The sequence below is a fragment of the Nocardia wallacei genome (assembly GCF_029869545.1).
Lineage (GTDB): Bacteria > Actinomycetota > Actinomycetes > Mycobacteriales > Mycobacteriaceae > Nocardia > Nocardia wallacei_A.
Genome location: NZ_JARWQD010000273.1, coordinates 1 through 15,657, shown reverse-complemented (window position 1 = coordinate 15,657; position 15,657 = coordinate 1). Strand labels below are relative to the sequence as shown.

The 15,657-nt window shown below is 71.0% G+C and carries 16 protein-coding genes and 1 pseudogene; 8 read left to right on the top strand and 9 right to left on the bottom strand.

Features of this window, described 5'->3' with window-relative positions:
- Window positions 1-25 precede the first annotated feature (25 nt).
- Window positions 26-427 carry a hypothetical protein gene (locus tag QH290_RS23550; RefSeq protein WP_280268346.1) on the top strand — a complete coding sequence of 134 codons (402 nt, stop codon included), beginning with the start codon at window positions 26-28 and terminating at the stop codon, window positions 425-427.
- Window positions 418-624 carry a DUF6186 family protein gene (locus QH290_RS23545; RefSeq protein ID WP_280385157.1) on the top strand — a complete coding sequence of 69 codons (207 nt, stop codon included), beginning with the start codon at window positions 418-420 and terminating at the stop codon, window positions 622-624. Before QH290_RS23550 ends, QH290_RS23545 begins: the two co-directional genes overlap by 10 nt.
- A 45-nt stretch (window positions 625-669) precedes the next feature.
- Here QH290_RS23545 and QH290_RS23540 read toward each other — a convergent pair whose 3' ends face one another.
- The 3 genes from QH290_RS23540 to QH290_RS23530 all read right to left on the bottom strand — a co-directional run bounded on the left by QH290_RS23540 (window position 670) and on the right by QH290_RS23530 (window position 2,931).
- Entirely contained in the window at window positions 670-1,893 is a 1,224-nt protein-coding gene (locus tag QH290_RS23540; RefSeq protein ID WP_280385155.1) for an aminotransferase family protein, read from the bottom strand.
- A gap of 83 nt (window positions 1,894-1,976) precedes the next feature.
- Window positions 1,977-2,648 carry a Pr6Pr family membrane protein gene (locus tag QH290_RS23535; protein ID WP_280268343.1) on the bottom strand — a complete coding sequence of 224 codons (672 nt, stop codon included), beginning with the start codon at window positions 2,646-2,648 and terminating at the stop codon, window positions 1,977-1,979.
- A 94-nt stretch (window positions 2,649-2,742) separates the two neighbouring features.
- Window positions 2,743-2,931, bottom strand: a complete 189-nt coding sequence (locus QH290_RS23530; RefSeq protein WP_280268342.1) for a hypothetical protein — start codon at window positions 2,929-2,931, stop codon at window positions 2,743-2,745.
- Window positions 2,932-3,059: 128 nt separating this feature from the next.
- Between QH290_RS23530 and hrpA the strand changes: the two genes are divergently transcribed.
- Window positions 3,060-7,175 (top strand): ATP-dependent RNA helicase HrpA, encoded by a 4,116-nt coding sequence (gene hrpA, locus QH290_RS23525; RefSeq protein WP_280268341.1) that lies wholly within the window; start codon window positions 3,060-3,062, stop codon window positions 7,173-7,175.
- Between the two features lie 24 nt (window positions 7,176-7,199).
- Here hrpA and nrdR read toward each other — a convergent pair whose 3' ends face one another.
- The 3 genes from nrdR to QH290_RS23510 form a co-directional block, all read right to left on the bottom strand.
- Entirely contained in the window at window positions 7,200-7,676 is a 477-nt protein-coding gene (nrdR, locus tag QH290_RS23520; protein WP_280268340.1) for a transcriptional regulator NrdR, read from the bottom strand.
- Window positions 7,677-7,794: 118 nt separating this feature from the next.
- Window positions 7,795-9,051, bottom strand: coding sequence for a hypothetical protein (locus QH290_RS23515; RefSeq protein ID WP_280385154.1), 1,257 nt, complete (start codon window positions 9,049-9,051; stop codon window positions 7,795-7,797).
- 124 nt (window positions 9,052-9,175) lie between these two features.
- Window positions 9,176-9,682, bottom strand: a complete 507-nt coding sequence (locus QH290_RS23510; protein WP_280385153.1) for a LysM peptidoglycan-binding domain-containing protein — start codon at window positions 9,680-9,682, stop codon at window positions 9,176-9,178.
- Window positions 9,683-10,068: 386 nt separating this feature from the next.
- On the opposite strand from QH290_RS23510, the gene lexA reads away from it, so the two are divergent.
- A complete protein-coding gene (gene lexA / locus QH290_RS23505; protein WP_342213282.1) occupies window positions 10,069-10,812 on the top strand; it encodes a transcriptional repressor LexA in 744 nt (247 codons plus the stop codon).
- 6 nt (window positions 10,813-10,818) lie between these two features.
- Here the strand turns inward: lexA and QH290_RS23500 are convergent, their stop codons facing one another.
- Both QH290_RS23500 and QH290_RS23495 read right to left on the bottom strand, forming a co-directional pair.
- Complete coding sequence (locus tag QH290_RS23500) at window positions 10,819-11,169, bottom strand: hypothetical protein (RefSeq protein WP_280385151.1); 351 nt, start codon at window positions 11,167-11,169, stop codon at window positions 10,819-10,821.
- 59 nt (window positions 11,170-11,228) lie between these two features.
- A complete protein-coding gene (locus tag QH290_RS23495) occupies window positions 11,229-12,230 on the bottom strand; it encodes a cation diffusion facilitator family transporter (protein WP_280268335.1) in 1,002 nt (333 codons plus the stop codon).
- A gap of 125 nt (window positions 12,231-12,355) precedes the next feature.
- Between QH290_RS23495 and QH290_RS23490 the strand changes: the two genes are divergently transcribed.
- Both QH290_RS23490 and QH290_RS23485 read left to right on the top strand, forming a co-directional pair.
- Window positions 12,356-12,793 carry a MarR family winged helix-turn-helix transcriptional regulator gene (locus QH290_RS23490; RefSeq protein ID WP_280385149.1) on the top strand — a complete coding sequence of 146 codons (438 nt, stop codon included), beginning with the start codon at window positions 12,356-12,358 and terminating at the stop codon, window positions 12,791-12,793.
- 19 nt (window positions 12,794-12,812) lie between these two features.
- On the top strand, window positions 12,813-13,391 hold the full coding sequence (locus tag QH290_RS23485) for a hydrolase (RefSeq protein WP_280268333.1): 579 nt from the start codon (window positions 12,813-12,815) through the stop codon (window positions 13,389-13,391).
- Between the two features lie 20 nt (window positions 13,392-13,411).
- On the opposite strand, the gene QH290_RS23480 is transcribed toward QH290_RS23485, so the two are convergent.
- The gene (locus tag QH290_RS23480) at window positions 13,412-13,840 is read right to left on the bottom strand and encodes an ester cyclase (RefSeq protein WP_280385147.1); all 429 of its coding nucleotides are present in this window, start codon (window positions 13,838-13,840) and stop codon (window positions 13,412-13,414) included.
- A 328-nt stretch (window positions 13,841-14,168) separates the two neighbouring features.
- Here QH290_RS23480 and QH290_RS23475 point away from each other — a divergent pair, with 328 nt between their 5' ends.
- Entirely contained in the window at window positions 14,169-15,425 is a 1,257-nt protein-coding gene (locus QH290_RS23475) for a UTRA domain-containing protein (protein ID WP_280385145.1), read from the top strand.
- Window positions 15,422-15,657, top strand: a pseudogene (locus QH290_RS23470) (hypothetical protein); the annotation flags it as partial. The gene QH290_RS23475 and the pseudogene QH290_RS23470, both read left to right, overlap by 4 nt.

Sequence of the window (15,657 nt, the reverse complement as noted above, 5' to 3'; positions counted from 1 at the left end):
CCGCTGCGCGTCGTATGCTGCGACTATGGCGGCAGAAGCGGCGCGGCGCGGGCACCTGCGGTGGGTCGTGCTGCCCGCGGTCGGCCTGGCCGCGGCGGGGGCCCTCGCCGATCCGTTCAGCTGGCAGGCCACGGCGCTGGTGGTGGTGCCGGGGATCGTGGTGTTCGCCGCCGTGATCGTCCGCCCGCCGGGCCGAACGGCGGCCGATCCGGCGCTGCGGCGCGGCACCTCGGTGTGGGGTGGGCTGCTCGCGGCGGCGCTGGCGTGGGAAGCGTACGCGTTTGCGCGGCAACCGGATTGGTTGCGGGCCAGCGCCGCGCATCCGACGCTGTCGACACTGCTGGACCCGGCTCTCGAGCAGGGGCCGATGCGATTCGCGGCCTGGCTGGTGTGGCTCGCCGCCGGATGCTGGCTGGCATGGCGATGAGCGAGCGCGCCGTCATCGTCACCGGCTTCCTCCTCGTCGTCGCGGCCGTTGCGGTCACGCTGGTGGTCGCGCGGCTGCGCCCGGATCTGCTCGCCTCCCCGGCCGCGACCCTCGCCCACGCGATCCGATCCCGTGCGGCCGGACTCATCGCGGTCGCGCTCTGGGCCTGGCTCGGCTGGCACTTCCTGACCCGTTAGACGCGAACGAAACCTGCACGGCGGCAATGGAATCCGCGAGGCGACTCAGTCCAGCGCACGGCCGAGCGCCGCCGCCAATTCGGCGACCTGCGGCTCGGTGACGACGAACGACGGCGAGATCTGCAGCGCGCCCTGCCCCGCGGCGCGACCCGAAACGCCCTGCGCGCGTAGGGCCTTCACCATCGCAGGACCCTCGGCCGGGTCTGCCAGCTGCACCGCGGCCACCGCGCCCAGACCGCTGCGGACCTCCGCGACGCGCGGGTGCCCGGCCAGCGGCGACAAGTGTTCGTGCAGCAGCGATTCCAGGTTCTTGCTGGCCTCGAGCAGGTTCTCCCGCTCGATGATGTCGAGGTTCGCCATGGCGGCCGCGGCCGCGCCCGCGTGCCCGCCGTAGGTGTAACCGTGCCGGAACCACACACCGCCGGAATAGAACGGATCGGCCACCCGCGGCGCCACGAACACCGCACCCATCGGCAGGTAGCCGGAGGTGAGTCCCTTGGCGGTGGTCATCATGTCCGGCTCCAGGCCGAATCGCGACGAGGCGAACCAGGATCCGCCGATCCGGCCGAAACCGGTCACCACCTCGTCCGCGACGAACAGGATGTCGTGCTCGCGGCACAGGCGCCGGACCTCGGTCAGGTAGCCCTCCGGCGGCAGGTACACCCCGCCCGCACCGATGATCGGCTCGCAGAAGAACGCCGCGATGCGGTGCGGGCCGACCTCCTCGATCAGCGTCCGCAGCGCCTGCGCGTCGTCCCATTCGACGGTGCGGGCGTCGGGCATCAGCTCGCCGTAGCCCTCGCGGTTCACGGCGATGCCACCCAGCGAGGTACCGGCGACATGCATGCCGTGGTAGGCCAGGCGCCGCCCGACGATCAGCGTCTTCTCCGGACGGCCCAGCTCGTGCCAGTAGCGGCGGGCCAGCTTGGCGGCGGTGTCGACGGAATCGGACCCGCCCGAGGTGAACATGATCTTGCTGCCCGGCACCGGGGCCAGCTCGGCCAGTCGCTCCGCCAGCTCCTGCGTCACCGGTGCGGTGAGGTCACCGAAGTTCGAATAGTGCGCGAGATCGGACAGCTGCGCGGCCACCGCCTCGGCGATCTCGCGGCGCCCGTGACCGACATTGGTGAACCACAGCCCGGCGGTGGCGTCGAGATAGCGGGTCCCGGCCCGGTCCCAGATGTAGGCGCCCTCGCCGCGGGCTACCACGAACGCACCGTCACGTTCGACGGCCCCCATATCGGCGAACCCATGCCACAGCGCACCCATCTCGGACTCCTCTCACACGGCCGGGCACGGCGTCGTTCTCCGTGGCTACATACCTGTCGCTCCGCAGGTGCCGCGCCGCCAGACTACCTGCGGCCCGGACCCGCCTCGCGCTCGGAGTCAGCCCCGGCCGGGGTGGTCGAGTCCCCGCGCCCGAACAGCACCCCCAGCCCGGCGACCGCGGTCGCCAGCAGGGCGAACACCACCGCCAGCAGCACCAGCCCGATCAGCAGCGAGATATATCCCTGCCCGCGCGGATCCAGGAACGGATACGGGTACCAGTCGACGATCGCGCCGCGGACCAGGCTGTAGACCCCGTACACCGCCGGATAGATCAGCCAGCCGCCGATCAGCCGCCCGGTGACGCCCAGCCGCGCCGGTACCAGCAGCCAGTCGGCCACCAGCACGATCGGCAGCACCCGGTGCAGGATGTCGTTGATCCACTTATCGGTCAGCATCACGTCGATATTCGCCAGCAGCACCGCATACACCACCCCGGTGATCAGCAGATACAGCGCGCTCGCGCCGCGCACCAGCTGCCAGCGCCGGTCGCCGGGATCCCGCAGGCCGCCGACCAGCAGCACCACCACGCCCAGGATGTTGGACTCGATCGTGAAATAACTGAGGAAGTTGGCCATCGAGAAGTCGGCGGAGCCGACATTGCGCACGGGAATCCAGACCAGCGCGACGACTCCGAGCACCCCGAACACGATGCGCAGCACGCGGATCCACATCGCCGTCCCTGCCCCGGTGATCATTATTCGATCTTCCCACAGCGATGGTGCCGCCGCGGCGCTACGGCAGCCTCGCCGCAACTGTCGAACTCCGGCGGGAATCCGCCGCTACCGGCGGTCAGGACGGGCCCGCGAGCGGTTCTCGCCGACCGTCGCCCCGCACGCGATCGGCCAGGCGGCGCAGGGCGGCGGCGGCAGCGGCACCCAGGGCACGCACCCGCGCGCGCAGATATGCCGCGATCCCCAGCAGTACCGAGACAACGCGCAGGACGCGGACCCACATCGGCGTTCCCGAACCAGCGGCCATGGCCCGATGGTCGCATACCGATCGGTCTTCAAGCAGCGATGACAGGCCGATAGCAACCAACCGGTAACCTGCCCGCGACGACCGGGACTGCAGGTCACGGCGCCGGCTTCGCTACGCTGGTCACTGCAATGACCAGGACCGCCGCCCTTCCCCGCGAGCTCCGCACCCGCCTGTCCGATCTGTCGATCCGCGACGAACACCGGCTGCGCCGACGGCTCGACAAGTCCCGTGGCGGCGACCTCGGCCGCATCGAGGCCGAGATCACGGCCGCCGAACAGCGCATCGCGGCGCGGCGTGCCGCGGTCCCCCGCATCCGCTATCCCGAGCAGCTCCCGGTCTCCGCGCGCCGCGAGGACATCGCGAAGGCGATCGCCGAGAACCAGATCGTGGTCGTCGCCGGGGAGACCGGTTCGGGCAAGACCACGCAGATCCCGAAGATCTGCCTCGAGCTGGGGCGCGGCATCCGCGGCACCATCGGGCACACCCAGCCGCGCCGGCTGGCCGCACGCACGGTCGCCGAGCGCATCGCCGAGGAGCTCGGCACCGAGCTGGGCGATGTGGTCGGCTACACCGTGCGCTTCACCGACCAGGCATCCGAGCGCACCCTGGTCAAGCTGATGACCGACGGCATCCTGCTGGCGGAGATCCAGCGCGACCGGATGCTGCGCCGCTACGACACGATCATCATCGACGAGGCGCACGAGCGCAGCCTCAATATCGACTTCCTGCTCGGGTACCTCAAGCAGCTGCTGCCCAAGCGGCCGGACCTCAAGGTGATCATCACCTCGGCGACGATCGATCCGGAGTTGTTCGCGCGCCATTTCGGGGAGCCGGACGATACCGGCGAAAAGGTAACGCCCGCACCGATTGTCGAGGTCTCGGGCCGGTCGTACCCGGTGGAGATCCGCTATCGCCCACTGGCACTGGAGATTTCGTCGCCGTCGGAGGACGACGAGGACGACGATCCGCGCATCGTCGACCGAGACCCCGTGGACGCCATCGGCGATGCGGTCACCGAACTACTCGCCGAGGGCGACGGCGACGTCCTGGTCTTCCTGTCCGGCGAGCGCGAAATCCGCGATACCGCGGACGCTCTGCGCGATCTACGGCTCCCCCGCACCGAGATCCTGCCGCTGTACGCGCGGCTGTCGGCGGCAGAACAGCATCGAGTGTTCCAGTCGCACACCGGACGTCGTGTGGTGCTGGCCACCAACGTGGCCGAGACCTCGCTCACCGTCCCCGGCATCCGCTACGTCGTCGACCCGGGAAACGCTCGCATCTCCCGCTATTCGATGCGCACCAAGGTGCAGCGGCTGCCGATCGAACCGATCTCGCAGGCGTCGGCGCGCCAGCGCTCCGGCCGCTGCGGCCGCGTCGCCGACGGCATCTGCATCCGCCTGTATTCCGAGGACGACTTCGAATCCCGGCCCCAGTTCACCGAGCCGGAGATCCTGCGCACCAACCTGGCGGCGGTCATCCTGCAGATGGCCGCGCTCGGTCTCGGCGATATCGAGAGCTTCCCGTTCGTCGAGCCGCCGGACCGCCGCGCCATCCGCGACGGCATCGCGCTGCTGGAGGAACTGGGCGCACTGGCACGCAGGTCCGAGGACGGGACGCGCGAGGACGGCGATCGCGGACCGGGCTCCGACGACGCGAACTCCGAGCCCGGCGAAGACCACCCACCGCGATCGGGCAGGCGCACTCGCCGTCGCCAGGAGGCGATGGTCGGCGATCTGATCCTCACGCCCACCGGCCGGGAGATGGCGCAGATTCCCGTCGATCCGCGCATGGGGCGAATGCTGGTACAGGCCAACCGGAACGGGTGCCTGGCCGAGGTGCTGGTGATCGTGGCGGCGCTGTCGATTCAGGATGTGCGCGAGCGGCCCGCCGAATTCCAGCAGGCCGCCGACACCAAACACGCCCGGTTCACCGTCGAGGGCTCGGATTTCCTGGCCTATCTGCGCCTGTGGGACTACCTGCGCGACCGCCGGAAGTCGTTGTCGTCCAACCAGTTCCGCAGGCTGTGCCGCGACGAGTTCCTGCACTACCTGCGCCTGCGGGAATGGCAGGACCTGCACGGCCAGCTGCGCACCATCACCAAGGGGCTGGGCTGGAACAGCGACGGTGCGATCGCCGCGGTGGACGCCGAGGCCGACTCCCTGCCCTGGGATTCCACCGCGATCCATCAGTCGCTGCTGGCGGGAATGCTGTCCCACATCGGCGTCCGCGAGGCCGAGACCCGGGAATTCCTGGGTGCGCGCAACGCCAAGTTCATGATCTTCCCCGGATCCGCGCTGGCCAAGAAGCCGCCGCGCTGGGTGATGGCCGCCGAACTGGTCGAGACGTCGCGGCTGTGGGGCCGGATGGCCGCGCGCATCGAACCGGAGTGGGCCGAGCGGCTGGCAGGCGATCTGGCGAAACGCACCTACTCCGAACCGCATTGGTCGTCCAAGCGCGGCGCGGCGATGGCCTACGAGCGGGTCACCCTCTATGGCATCCCGCTGGCCGCCCAGCGCCGCGTCGACTTCGGCCGCATCGATCCGCAGCTGTCGCGGGAGCTGTTCCTGCGCCACGCCCTCGTGCAGGGCGAATGGCAGACCCGGCACGAGTTCTTCCACCGCAACCGCGAATTGCTCGACGACGTCGCCGATTTGGAGAACCGGGCGCGCCGGCGCGACATTCTCGTCGACGACCAGGTGCTGTTCGACTTCTACGACCGGCGGGTCCCGGCCGACGTGGTCTCGGTGCGGCATTTCGACAGCTGGTGGCGCAAGGCCCGGCGCGAGACGCCGGACCTGCTGGACTTCTCGGCCTCGACGGTGGTGAACGAGCAAGCGGCGCAGCTGGATCCGGCCGCCTTCCCCGACAGCTGGCGCCAGGGCGAGCTGACCTTCGGTCTCACCTATCAATTCGAGCCGGGCCAGGCCGATGACGGTGTCACCGTGCACATTCCGGTCGCGCAGCTGGCCCATGTGCGCGCGGTCGGCTTCGACTGGCTGGTGCCCGGCATGCGCGAGGAGCTGGCGGCCGCGCTGATCAAGACGCTGCCGAAACACCTGCGCCGCAGCGTCGTTCCGGCCCCGGACTTCGCCCGGGCGGCGCTCGCGCGGCTCACCCCGCGCGCGGAACCGCTGCGCACCGGCCTGGCCCGGGAGCTGTCGCGGCTGGGCTCGGTGCCGATCTCCCCCGGCGACCTGGACCCCGCCGCGCTGCCCGACCACCTGCGCATCACCTTCGCCGCCACCGCGCCCGACGGCACGGTCATCGATCGCGGCAAGAATCTCGCCGCGCTGAAAACCGCTCTCGCCGACCAGGTTTCGAAGTCGGTGGCGCGTGCCACGGCGGCCGCCGAGCGCGCCCCGGCCACGGTCTGGACCTCCGAGTCGCTGGGCACCCTGGAGCCGACCGTGCGCCGCGAGGCGGGCGGGCAGACCATCACCGGATATCCCGCACTGGTCCCCGAGGGCGACGGGGTCGCGGTGCGGGTGCTGTCGTCACCCGCCCGGCAGGCCGCGGCCATGCGCGCCGGAACCCGTGCCCTGCTGCTGCGCGAACTGCCGTCCTCGACGCGGGCGGTCACGGCCGGGCTGTCGCCCACCGACCGGCTCGCGCTCAGCCAGAACCCCTACGGCTCGCTGGACGCCCTTGTGGAGGACTGCCGCGCCTGCGCCGCCGACGAGCTGATCGCCGCGCACGGCGGGCCGGTCCGCAGTCCCGACAGGTTCCGAGCGCTGGTGGATGCGGTGCGCCCGCAGTTCTCGGGCACCGTGGCGCGGATCGTGCGACTGGTGGTGCCGGTGCTCGGCGAGGCACACCGGGTGCGAACGGCGTTGTCGGGCACCGTGGATCGCGAGGTCGGCGACGATGTCACCCACCAGCTCGACGAACTCGTCTTTCCCGGATTCATCCGGGAGTTCGGCAGCACCCGCCTGCGCGAAGTACCTCGCTATCTGCAGGCGGCGGCCCTGCGCCTGGAGGCACTGCCCGGCTCCGCCGACCGTGACCGCCGCGGCATGGCCGAACTGGACCGTGTGCACGCCGCATATCAGCGGTTGCTCGACGCACTGCCGGAGGCCCGCCGCACGGCGCCCGATGTCACCGAAATCTGGTGGATGACAGAGGAATTGCGGGTCAGCCTGTTCGCCCAGCAGCTCGGCACGCCATATCCGGTGTCGGCCAAGCGAATCGAGAAGGCGATCGCCGCGGTGCGCGCGACTCCCGTCCGGCAGCCGCCACGCCGGTGACCGGGTGGGCGGTCGCCGACCGGATCACTCCGCACCCGCCGCGACGGCGTGTTCGGCGCGGTGCCGGCGCAGGTCGGCGATCTCGCGTTCGAAATCCTCGGCGGAGGTGAAGGATCGGTACACCGAGGCGAAGCGCAGGTAGGCCACCTCGTCCAGATCACGCAGCGGGCCCAGGATGGCCAGGCCCACCTCGTGGCTGGGCACCTCCGGGGATCCGGTGGCCCGCACCGCATCCTCCACCTGCTGTGCCAGCAGGTTCAGCGCATCGTCGTCGACCTCGCGGCCCTGGCAGGCGCGGCGCACACCGCGAATCACCTTCTCACGGCTGAACGGCTCGGTGACCCCACTGCGCTTGACCACCGATAGGATGGCGGTCTCCACGGTGGTGAAGCGCCGCCCGCACTGCGGGCAGGCGCGACGACGCCTGATAGCGGAGCCTTCTTCGGCTTCGCGCGAGTCGACGACCCGTGAATCCGGGTGCCGGCAGTAGGGGCAATGCATCCGAGATCCTTCGTCGATGCCTGCATCGGTCTACAGCGACGCGGTCGCTCGTCACTGAATGGGGCCAGCGCAATGCTGTTTCATAGACAGCAACACCGAGGATACCCCCAGGACCTGCTCAGACCGTAACCTGCCACTGACTGGTGAGGTCGGCGATCAGGTCGGGCAGGCGCCGCAGCAGCCGACCGGAGGCCAGTTTCTCCGGGAACGGCTCGGCCAGCACCCCGCGGGCGAAGGCGGGATTGGCCTGCATCTCGGCATAGCGCGGCACCAGATCGGCGACGATATAGGCCCAGCGGGTATCGCGATCGGCCCAGTTGAAGTCGGGCAGCGGCGTGCGCAGCGCCATCCGGCGGCCGCCGACGTCGGCGCTCAGCGTGGTCGGGGCGTAGACGCCCGGCGCCCGCACGCCCGGCACCGCCGCCTTACCCGCCACAGTGCTGACGTAGGTGAGCACGCGGCCCATCGCGCCGCGCCCCCGCGAGGTGGCGTCCCACTGGTCGGCGATGATCTGGTTCTGCTCGCGGTCGGTCATGCGCACCAGCGCGTCGTCGTAACCGGCCGCGGTGCCCGAATCGATGGAACGCCATGCGGCGACGGCATTTTCGTCGAGCACGCCCGCCTCGTACAGCTCCTCGACGGCGGGCAGGCCCTCGGCCACATACGCCTCGTGCATGGGCACCTGATCGATGAAGATGTGTTTCTGCATGACCATCAGCCGCCCCTGATACCAGACCAGATCGGCGGCGGTCAGCCGCGAGCCCTCGGTGGCCAGCAGCCGCAGGTCAGTGGGTGCCAGGTTCACCAGTTCGGGCGGGGTGTGCCGCAGCAGATCGGCGACCACGCTGCCCAGTTCGTGGATGCCCGGAACGCTGACGACGGCGCCGACGTCGCTCATATCGAAGAATCCCGAGGCGAACGAGCCACCGGCCAGCCCGGCCAGCCCCGCCCAATAGAACTCCGGATGCTGATTGGTCAGCCGCAGGTAGTTCACGTACACCTGGGTGAAGGTCCGCGAGTTGGCCGCGACGCCGCGGGCCGGATCCCAGTTCGCCAGGTCGATATCGGCATTGGCCGCCGCGGTGACCAACCAGTACTGGTGCAGCAGGGTGGCGTAGCGATGCGGCGCCACGCCCGCCTCGCGCGCCTGCTCCACGGCCGCGCGCAACGTGGGAACATCCAGTGGCAGTGCGGGATTGAGCCCGCCGCCACCGGCACCGTCGCCGTTGACCGATGGTAGGTCCAGATACTCGGCGTAGCCGGGTTCGGCCGTCACGGCGGGAGCCGCCACCAGTCCGAACAGGAGACACACCAGCAGTGCGGTGGTTCGTGCCAGCCGTCGGAGCCCGCGGGTGGCGGAGGTGGGTCGCGTCATCGTGCATGCCCTCGAAATCGATCATCGGCGAGTGTCGCCCAGGTCACATTTCGAGCACAGTAGCAACGAGTTTCAGCGGACGATCAACAAATTCGGCCACACACCGCCGCGACCGAGCGCGCGGTCACTCCGCCGCGGCGGGCACGATCAACGTCCGCCCCGGCACCACCTCCGCACCGCTCAAGCCGTTGAGCTCCACGATCTTTCGCACCGTGTCGCGGACCGGATCCGCCGGTGCCACCCGCGCGGCCACCTCCGAGAGCGACTCCCCCGGACCCACCTGCACCACCGATGTCGGCTCCGCCGCCGGCGCGCCCGCGCGCAGCTGAGCCAGGCCGACCAGCCCGCACACCACCGCGGCACTCACCAGCGCGGCCACCGCCAGCGTCGCGAAGCCCACCTGTGCCCGTTCCACCCGGTCGACCCCGTGCGGGCCACGCGCCGGCTCCACCCGCGGCCGCTCGTAGCGCACCAGCGCCGACGGGGGCCGAGCGCCGCGCGGGCGCCGGGCCTCGGCCCGCTCGCGCACGAGCCCGGCACCCGAACGCGCGGGCAGCCGCCGCGGGCGGGGAACGGTATCGAAGCCCAGATCGGTTCCTGCGGTATCGAATTCGCTGATCGCGGTGCGCATCGGACAGACCTCCAGGTGGGGTGCGGTTCGGGAGACCCAGTGTTCGCTCATGTGTTCGAAGAACTGATGTTCGATTCTTACCACGGGGCACCGACAAAGTCACCACTTTCCGCGACATGCGTCGAACAGATGTTTGAAACCTGGTGGCGAGCGGACTACATTCGAGTCACGAAACCCGGTGAGACCCGAGACGAGCGCCCGCCGGCCGGTTCACGGGGCGCGCGGAAGATCGAGAACATCCATGAACGGAGGACGGCGACCGTGAGCGAGCTTGCGAGCGAACCATGGACACAGCGCGCGCCGCGCACGACGGCACCGAGCGCGAGCGAACCGAGGACACGGCGCGCCTCGCGCACGACGGGGCCGCGCGTCAGCGAGGTGCGGTCGTGAGCGAGCGCACGGTAGGCGGTCACCACGATGTCGACGACCCCGTCGCCGAGACCGACAGCGCCGAATCCCCCGGCACCGCGGCGGATCTCACCGTTCGCCAGCGCAAGGTGCTCGAGGTCATCCGCACCTCGGTCAGCGAGCGCGGCTATCCGCCGAGCATTCGCGAGATCGGCGACGCCGTCGGCCTGACCTCGACATCCTCGGTCGCCCATCAGCTGCGCGCGCTCGAGCGCAAGGGCTTCCTGCGCCGCGATCCGAATCGCCCACGCGCGGTGGACGTCCGCGGCCTGGACGAGACCGCGGTGCGCGCGGTCGGCGCGGTGACCCCCCTGCGCCCGGTGGAGCCCGAATCCGCCGAGCAGCCCGTCCCGACCTATGTGCCGGTACTGGGCCGCATCGCCGCCGGTGGGCCGATCCTGGCCGAGCAGGCGGTGGAGGACGTGTTCCCGCTGCCCCGCGAGCTGGTCGGCGAGGGTTCGCTGTTCCTGCTGAAGGTCGTCGGCGAGTCGATGGTCGACGCCGCCATCTGCGACGGCGACTGGGTGGTCGTGCGCCAGCAGAACGTCGCCGACAACGGCGATATCGTGGCGGCGATGATCGAGGGCGAGGCCACGGTGAAGACGTTCAAGCGCTCCGGCAAGCAGGTCTGGCTGATGCCGCACAACCCGCTGTTCGAGCCGATCCCCGGCAACGACGCCCAGATTCTCGGCAAGGTGGTCACGGTCATTCGCAAGGTCTGAGCGGCGTCACCCGGTCACCACCGCGGTATCGCCGCCGACGACGTGCGTGGTGTGGTCACCGGCGGCGCGGTTCTCACACAGCACGCGGACCGTGTGCCGACCGGCCGGTATCGGGCCGGAGTCGAGGTCGACGACACCGGCGGCGTTCACCCGCCGCCACGGCCCGTCAATGGCGCGGGAAGCGATCTGGCACTCGTAGCCGGGCCGCTCCCCCGTGACGTGTGCGGTGATCGTCGCGCCGCCACGATAGGTGACGGCCGGCGCCGCGGACGCGGGGTCGGCGCCGGCCGTCACCGGTCCGGCAGCGGCGGTCGCCAGCAGCATCGCGCGGAGGACGAGCGGGCCACGTCGCGTCATCGCCCCATCCTCCACCCCGCCCCGGCATATTCCGGCCAAGAGCACGCCGGAATATCGGCTCAGTACCGAGCCGCGACCGAACTCGGCCGGGTATGGGCCGGGCCGTGGGCGACCTCGCAGTGTGCGGCGGGCCGCGCACCGAGTTCGATCAGCTCCGGCTGGGCGTGGTCGACCTGGAGGGTGGCGTGCTCGATGCGGTGCTCGTGGGCCAGCCGGTGCGCGAGGTCCTCGCGCACGGCGTGGCAGTCGCGGCCGGGTTCCACCAGGACGTGCGCCGACAGCGCGGGCGAACCGGAGGTGATCTCCCAGATATGCAGGTCGTGCACCTCGACCACGCCGTCGCGGGCGGCCATGTCCCGGCCGATCGCGGTCGGATCGAGATCCGCCGGCGCGGCCTCGAGGAAGATCCGGCTCGAGGCGCGCACCAGCCCGACCCCGGCGCGCACCATCAGCGCGACCACCACGAGCGTGGCGATGGCATCGGCGCGGGCGAAGCCCGTGACGAGGATGACCACACCCGCGACCGCGGTGGCGATGAAGGCGAACAGGTCGTTGAGGATGTGCTGAAAGGCGCCCTCGACGTTGAGGCTGCTGCGGTTCGCGCGCGAGATCATCCAGGTCGCCGCGAGATTGACCACGATGCCGACCAGTGCCGTGCCCAGCACCAGACCACCAGCGACCTCGGGCGGCTCCGCCATCCGGCGGATCGCCTCGTAGGTGAGCCAGGCGGCCAGCAGCAACAGTGTCAGCCCGTTGGCCTGCGCGGACAGGATTTCCGCCCGCTTCCACCCGAACGTCATCCGCCCGGCGGCGGGACGCGCGGCCAGCCGGATCGCCCACAGTGCCAACGCGATCGAGGCGGCGTCGGTGAGCATGTGCGCGGCATCGGAGAGCAGCGCCAGCGATCCGGCCAGCACGCCCACCACGACCTCGGCCAGCAGGAAAACCACGATCACCGCCAGCGCCCCGGCCAGCCAGCGCCTGTCGCTGTCGGGTGTGGCGTGCGCATGCGAATGCCCTGCCCCCGACCGGGTGTGGTCGTGTGCGTGTCCTGCGCCCATCGGCGTTCCCCTCTCACTCGTTCGAACCGATCGCGATCATATGCATACATCGCTATGTAAACAAGTCGTCCTCATTTTCGACAGCAAAACTTGCAAGTTTCCCTGCCTTGTTGCACTCTGGGCGCATGGCCGAGCCCTCCGCCGAGCTGACCACCGCGGCGACCGATCTGCGCGTGGTCATGAACCGGCTGCTGCGGCAGATGCGCGCCACCCACACCGCGCTCGACATCACACCGTCGCAGTCGGTCGCGCTGAGCCGGTTGCTGACCGACGGTCCGGCGACCGTGGCGGCGCTGGCCCGGGCGGAGAACGTGCGGCCGCAGTCGATGCGGCCGACCGTCGCCGTCCTGGAGGAACGCGGGCTGATCGAGCGCACACCACACCCCACCGACCAGCGCCGGGTGCTGTTGTCGCCCACCGCCGAGGCCGAGCGCGTGATCGCCGCCGCGCGCCACGCGAAGGAGGACTGGCTGGCCCAGGCCATGGCGGCGAAACTGTCACGCGCCGAACAGGATTCGCTGATCGCGGCGATCCCGCTGCTGCGCCGGCTACTCGATGAATGACGCGAAGGAGAGGTATCCGTTGTCCGCCACCACCCTCGACCCCCGGACCGCCCTGGTGCTCATCGATCTGCAGCGCGGCATCGTCGGAGCCCCGGCCGCGCCGCACGCCGCCTCCGAGGTGGTGGCCCGCGGCGCGGAGCTCGCGCACGGTTTCCGCAAGGCCGGGCTGCCGGTGGCGCTGGTCCGCGTGTCGTTCGCCCCGGACGGGACCGATGTGCCCCCGGGACGCACCGAGGCCGCCGCGCCCACCGGCCCGCTCCCGCAGGGCTGGGACGCACTGGTCGACGAGCTGGACGTGCAGCCCACCGACATCGTGATCACCAAGCGGCACTGGGGTGCCTTCCACGGCACCGAACTGGATCTGCAGCTGCGCCGCCGCGGCGTCACGGGCATCGTGCTGGGCGGCATCGCCACCAGCATCGGTGTCGAATCCACCGCCCGCGCGGCCCATGAGCACGGCTACACCGTCACCCTCGCCACCGACGCCATGAGCGACCGCGACCCCGAATCGCACGCCCACAGCCTCACGAAGATTTTCCCGCGACTCGGCGAGACCGCCACGACCGACGAGATTCTCGCGCTACTCGCCGAGAATTAGCACCGGCGGCGCGCCCGGCGTCACGCGGCGGGCAGCCGAATGCCCAGCTGGTGGTAGAGGTCGAGGCGGTCCTGATACTGCCTGTCGCGCACCACCTTCAGGTCCGCGTCGAAGACGAGCACCTTCGCGTACTCGATCCGGAACCGCCGCCCGGTGGCGGGCAGCAGCGTCGTACCCCCGAGCACGAAATCGGCGGCCGATGTCGCCTCGCCGACCAGCTCGGCAACCGCCGAGTCCGCGCCGACGTGCAACGCGCCCACCTCTTCGGTGTAATCCGGAAACGCCGCGAACCAGGCCCGGCTCCAGTCCAGCGTGCCCGCCAGCCCCAGCCGCACCCCGGTCCCCGTATCGAACCGATACCCCTCCGCACAGGTCGCCGCCCACCCCTCCCAATCCTGCCCACTCCAAGCCCGCTGCACCGCGCCGTAGGCCCGCCGAACCGAATCCACAACCCCTCCAACCTTCCCTTACTACATCCTCCCATAGCCAGCCCCGCCTCACTTCCCGCACCCCTTGCCTGTCCCCGCACGCCTTACAGGGGCCTGCAACTGGTGCGGGAACGTGTAAGGAGTGCGGGAAGGCTGGGCGCTCGGGGTGAGGGGGCGCGGAGGGGGGTGGGGTTTGTGGGGTGCGGTGGGGGTCGAGCGGTCGCGGAAGCGGGTGTTGATTCCGGGGGCTGTGCAGGTGGGAGGGGTGTGGGGGCGGCTGCGGGTTCGCGTAACTGGAGGTTTACTCGGATGTCTTGTCGCGTAATCGAGCCATCGGCACCCTACGACCATGTTCTCCAGTGCGATTCGGTCCCGGCCCCACGCCGCCACGCATCCCGCCCCCAGCGGCACGGCCACGGGGACCGCCCGCGACGACGCAGCCGCACATCCCGCCCCCAGCGGCACGGCCACGCATCCCGACCGCAGCGGCACGGCCACGCATCCCGACCGCAACGGCACGGCCACGCATCCCGACCGCAACGGCACAGCCACGCATCCCGACCGCAACGGCACAGCCACGCATCCCGACCGCAACGGCACAGCCACGCATCCCGCCTCCAGCGGCACGGCCACGGGGAACGCCTACGGCGGCGCGGCCACGCATCCCGACCGCAGCAGCACGGCCACGCATCCCGACCGCGACCGCACGGCCGTGTATCCCGCCTCCAGCGGCACGGCCACGGGGAACGCCTGCGGCGGCGCGGCTACACGTCCCGCCCGCGGCAGTGCGGGCACGCATGCCGACCGTGGTGGCGGTGTTGCGAATGCCGATCGGGGTGGGGGTGAGGGGGTGCCTGCGGGGTCGCGGCTGGCGGCGCGGCGGGTGCGGGATTTGTTGCGGGCGGCCTTGCGGGGTGGGGAGTTCGGGAGCGGGCGGCTGCCGGGCGAGGGTGAGTTGATGGCGCAGTTCCGGGCGCCGCGGGATGTGGTGCGCGAGGCGCTGGATCTGCTGCGGCGGGACGGGCTCGTGGAGCGGCGGCGCGGGCTGGGCACGCTGACCGTGCGGGACGAGCACGTGGTGCCGGGGACCCTGCCGCCGCAGGACCGCGCGCTCGACGAACATCTGGCGGTCGGGGCGATCACGCCGCGCCTGCTGCACTGGGCCTGGATCCCGGCGCCGCGCGTCATCGCCGCACAGCTCGACGGCGTCGCGGTCGGCGACGACTGCCTCTGCGTCGAGTACGTGCTGCTGGCCGACCGGCACCCGATGGCGGTGTTCACCAACTACATTCGCGCACCGGAGGCGGCCCGGGTCGATCGGTCCGGATTCCGCCGCGACTTCTACGCCCTGCTGCACTCCGGCGGCATCGACCTCACCAGCTGCGACGTCGGCGTGCAGGCCACCGCCGCCGACGAGCACACCGCCGCCCTGCTGCACCTGCTGCCGGGCGAACCGGTCCTGCTGGTCCAGCAGCGCATCCGCGATCACACCGGCCGGGTGGTCGACTACGCGCTCGGCACCTGCCGCAACGAGCTGCTGATCGAGATCGGCCGCATCCCCCGCATCGACGTCACCGGAGCACACCGACCGAAGGACCCCGCATGACCGAAACAGCCGTCCGCCCAGCCTCGTTCGACACCGTGACCGACGCCGCGGCCGCCCTGCGCCGCGGCGAGACCACGGCCACCGATCTGACCGAGCGGGCCCTGTCGGCCCGCGACGATCTCGGCGTGGTACAGGCCCGCCCCCAGGAACGGGCCCGCGCCCCGGCGGCCGCGGTCGACCGGCAACACGCCGCCGGCGCCCCGCGGCCCCCGCAGGCCGGGAAACCCCACCG

Bases quoted from the DNA above. Each gene is read 5' to 3' on its own strand.
- QH290_RS23490 (WP_280385149.1), top strand. From the start codon at position 12,356: ATGGCCGAGCCCTCCGCCGAGCTGACCACCGCGGCGACCGATCTGCGC.
- QH290_RS23495 (WP_280268335.1), bottom strand. From the start codon at position 12,230: ATGGGCGCAGGACACGCACACGACCACACCCGGTCGGGGGCAGGGCAT.
- QH290_RS23500 (WP_280385151.1), bottom strand. From the start codon at position 11,169: ATGACGCGACGTGGCCCGCTCGTCCTCCGCGCGATGCTGCTGGCGACC.
- QH290_RS23540 (WP_280385155.1), bottom strand. From the start codon at position 1,893: ATGGGTGCGCTGTGGCATGGGTTCGCCGATATGGGGGCCGTCGAACGT.
- QH290_RS23545 (WP_280385157.1), top strand. From the start codon at position 418: ATGGCGATGAGCGAGCGCGCCGTCATCGTCACCGGCTTCCTCCTCGTC.
- hrpA (WP_280268341.1), top strand. From the start codon at position 3,060: ATGACCAGGACCGCCGCCCTTCCCCGCGAGCTCCGCACCCGCCTGTCC.
- QH290_RS23550 (WP_280268346.1), top strand. From the start codon at position 26: ATGGCGGCAGAAGCGGCGCGGCGCGGGCACCTGCGGTGGGTCGTGCTG.
- QH290_RS23535 (WP_280268343.1), bottom strand. From the start codon at position 2,648: ATGATCACCGGGGCAGGGACGGCGATGTGGATCCGCGTGCTGCGCATC.
- QH290_RS23530 (WP_280268342.1), bottom strand. From the start codon at position 2,931: ATGGCCGCTGGTTCGGGAACGCCGATGTGGGTCCGCGTCCTGCGCGTT.
- QH290_RS23510 (WP_280385153.1), bottom strand. From the start codon at position 9,682: ATGCGCACCGCGATCAGCGAATTCGATACCGCAGGAACCGATCTGGGC.
- nrdR (WP_280268340.1), bottom strand. From the start codon at position 7,676: ATGCATTGCCCCTACTGCCGGCACCCGGATTCACGGGTCGTCGACTCG.
- QH290_RS23515 (WP_280385154.1), bottom strand. From the start codon at position 9,051: ATGACGCGACCCACCTCCGCCACCCGCGGGCTCCGACGGCTGGCACGA.
- QH290_RS23475 (WP_280385145.1), top strand. From the start codon at position 14,169: ATGTTCTCCAGTGCGATTCGGTCCCGGCCCCACGCCGCCACGCATCCC.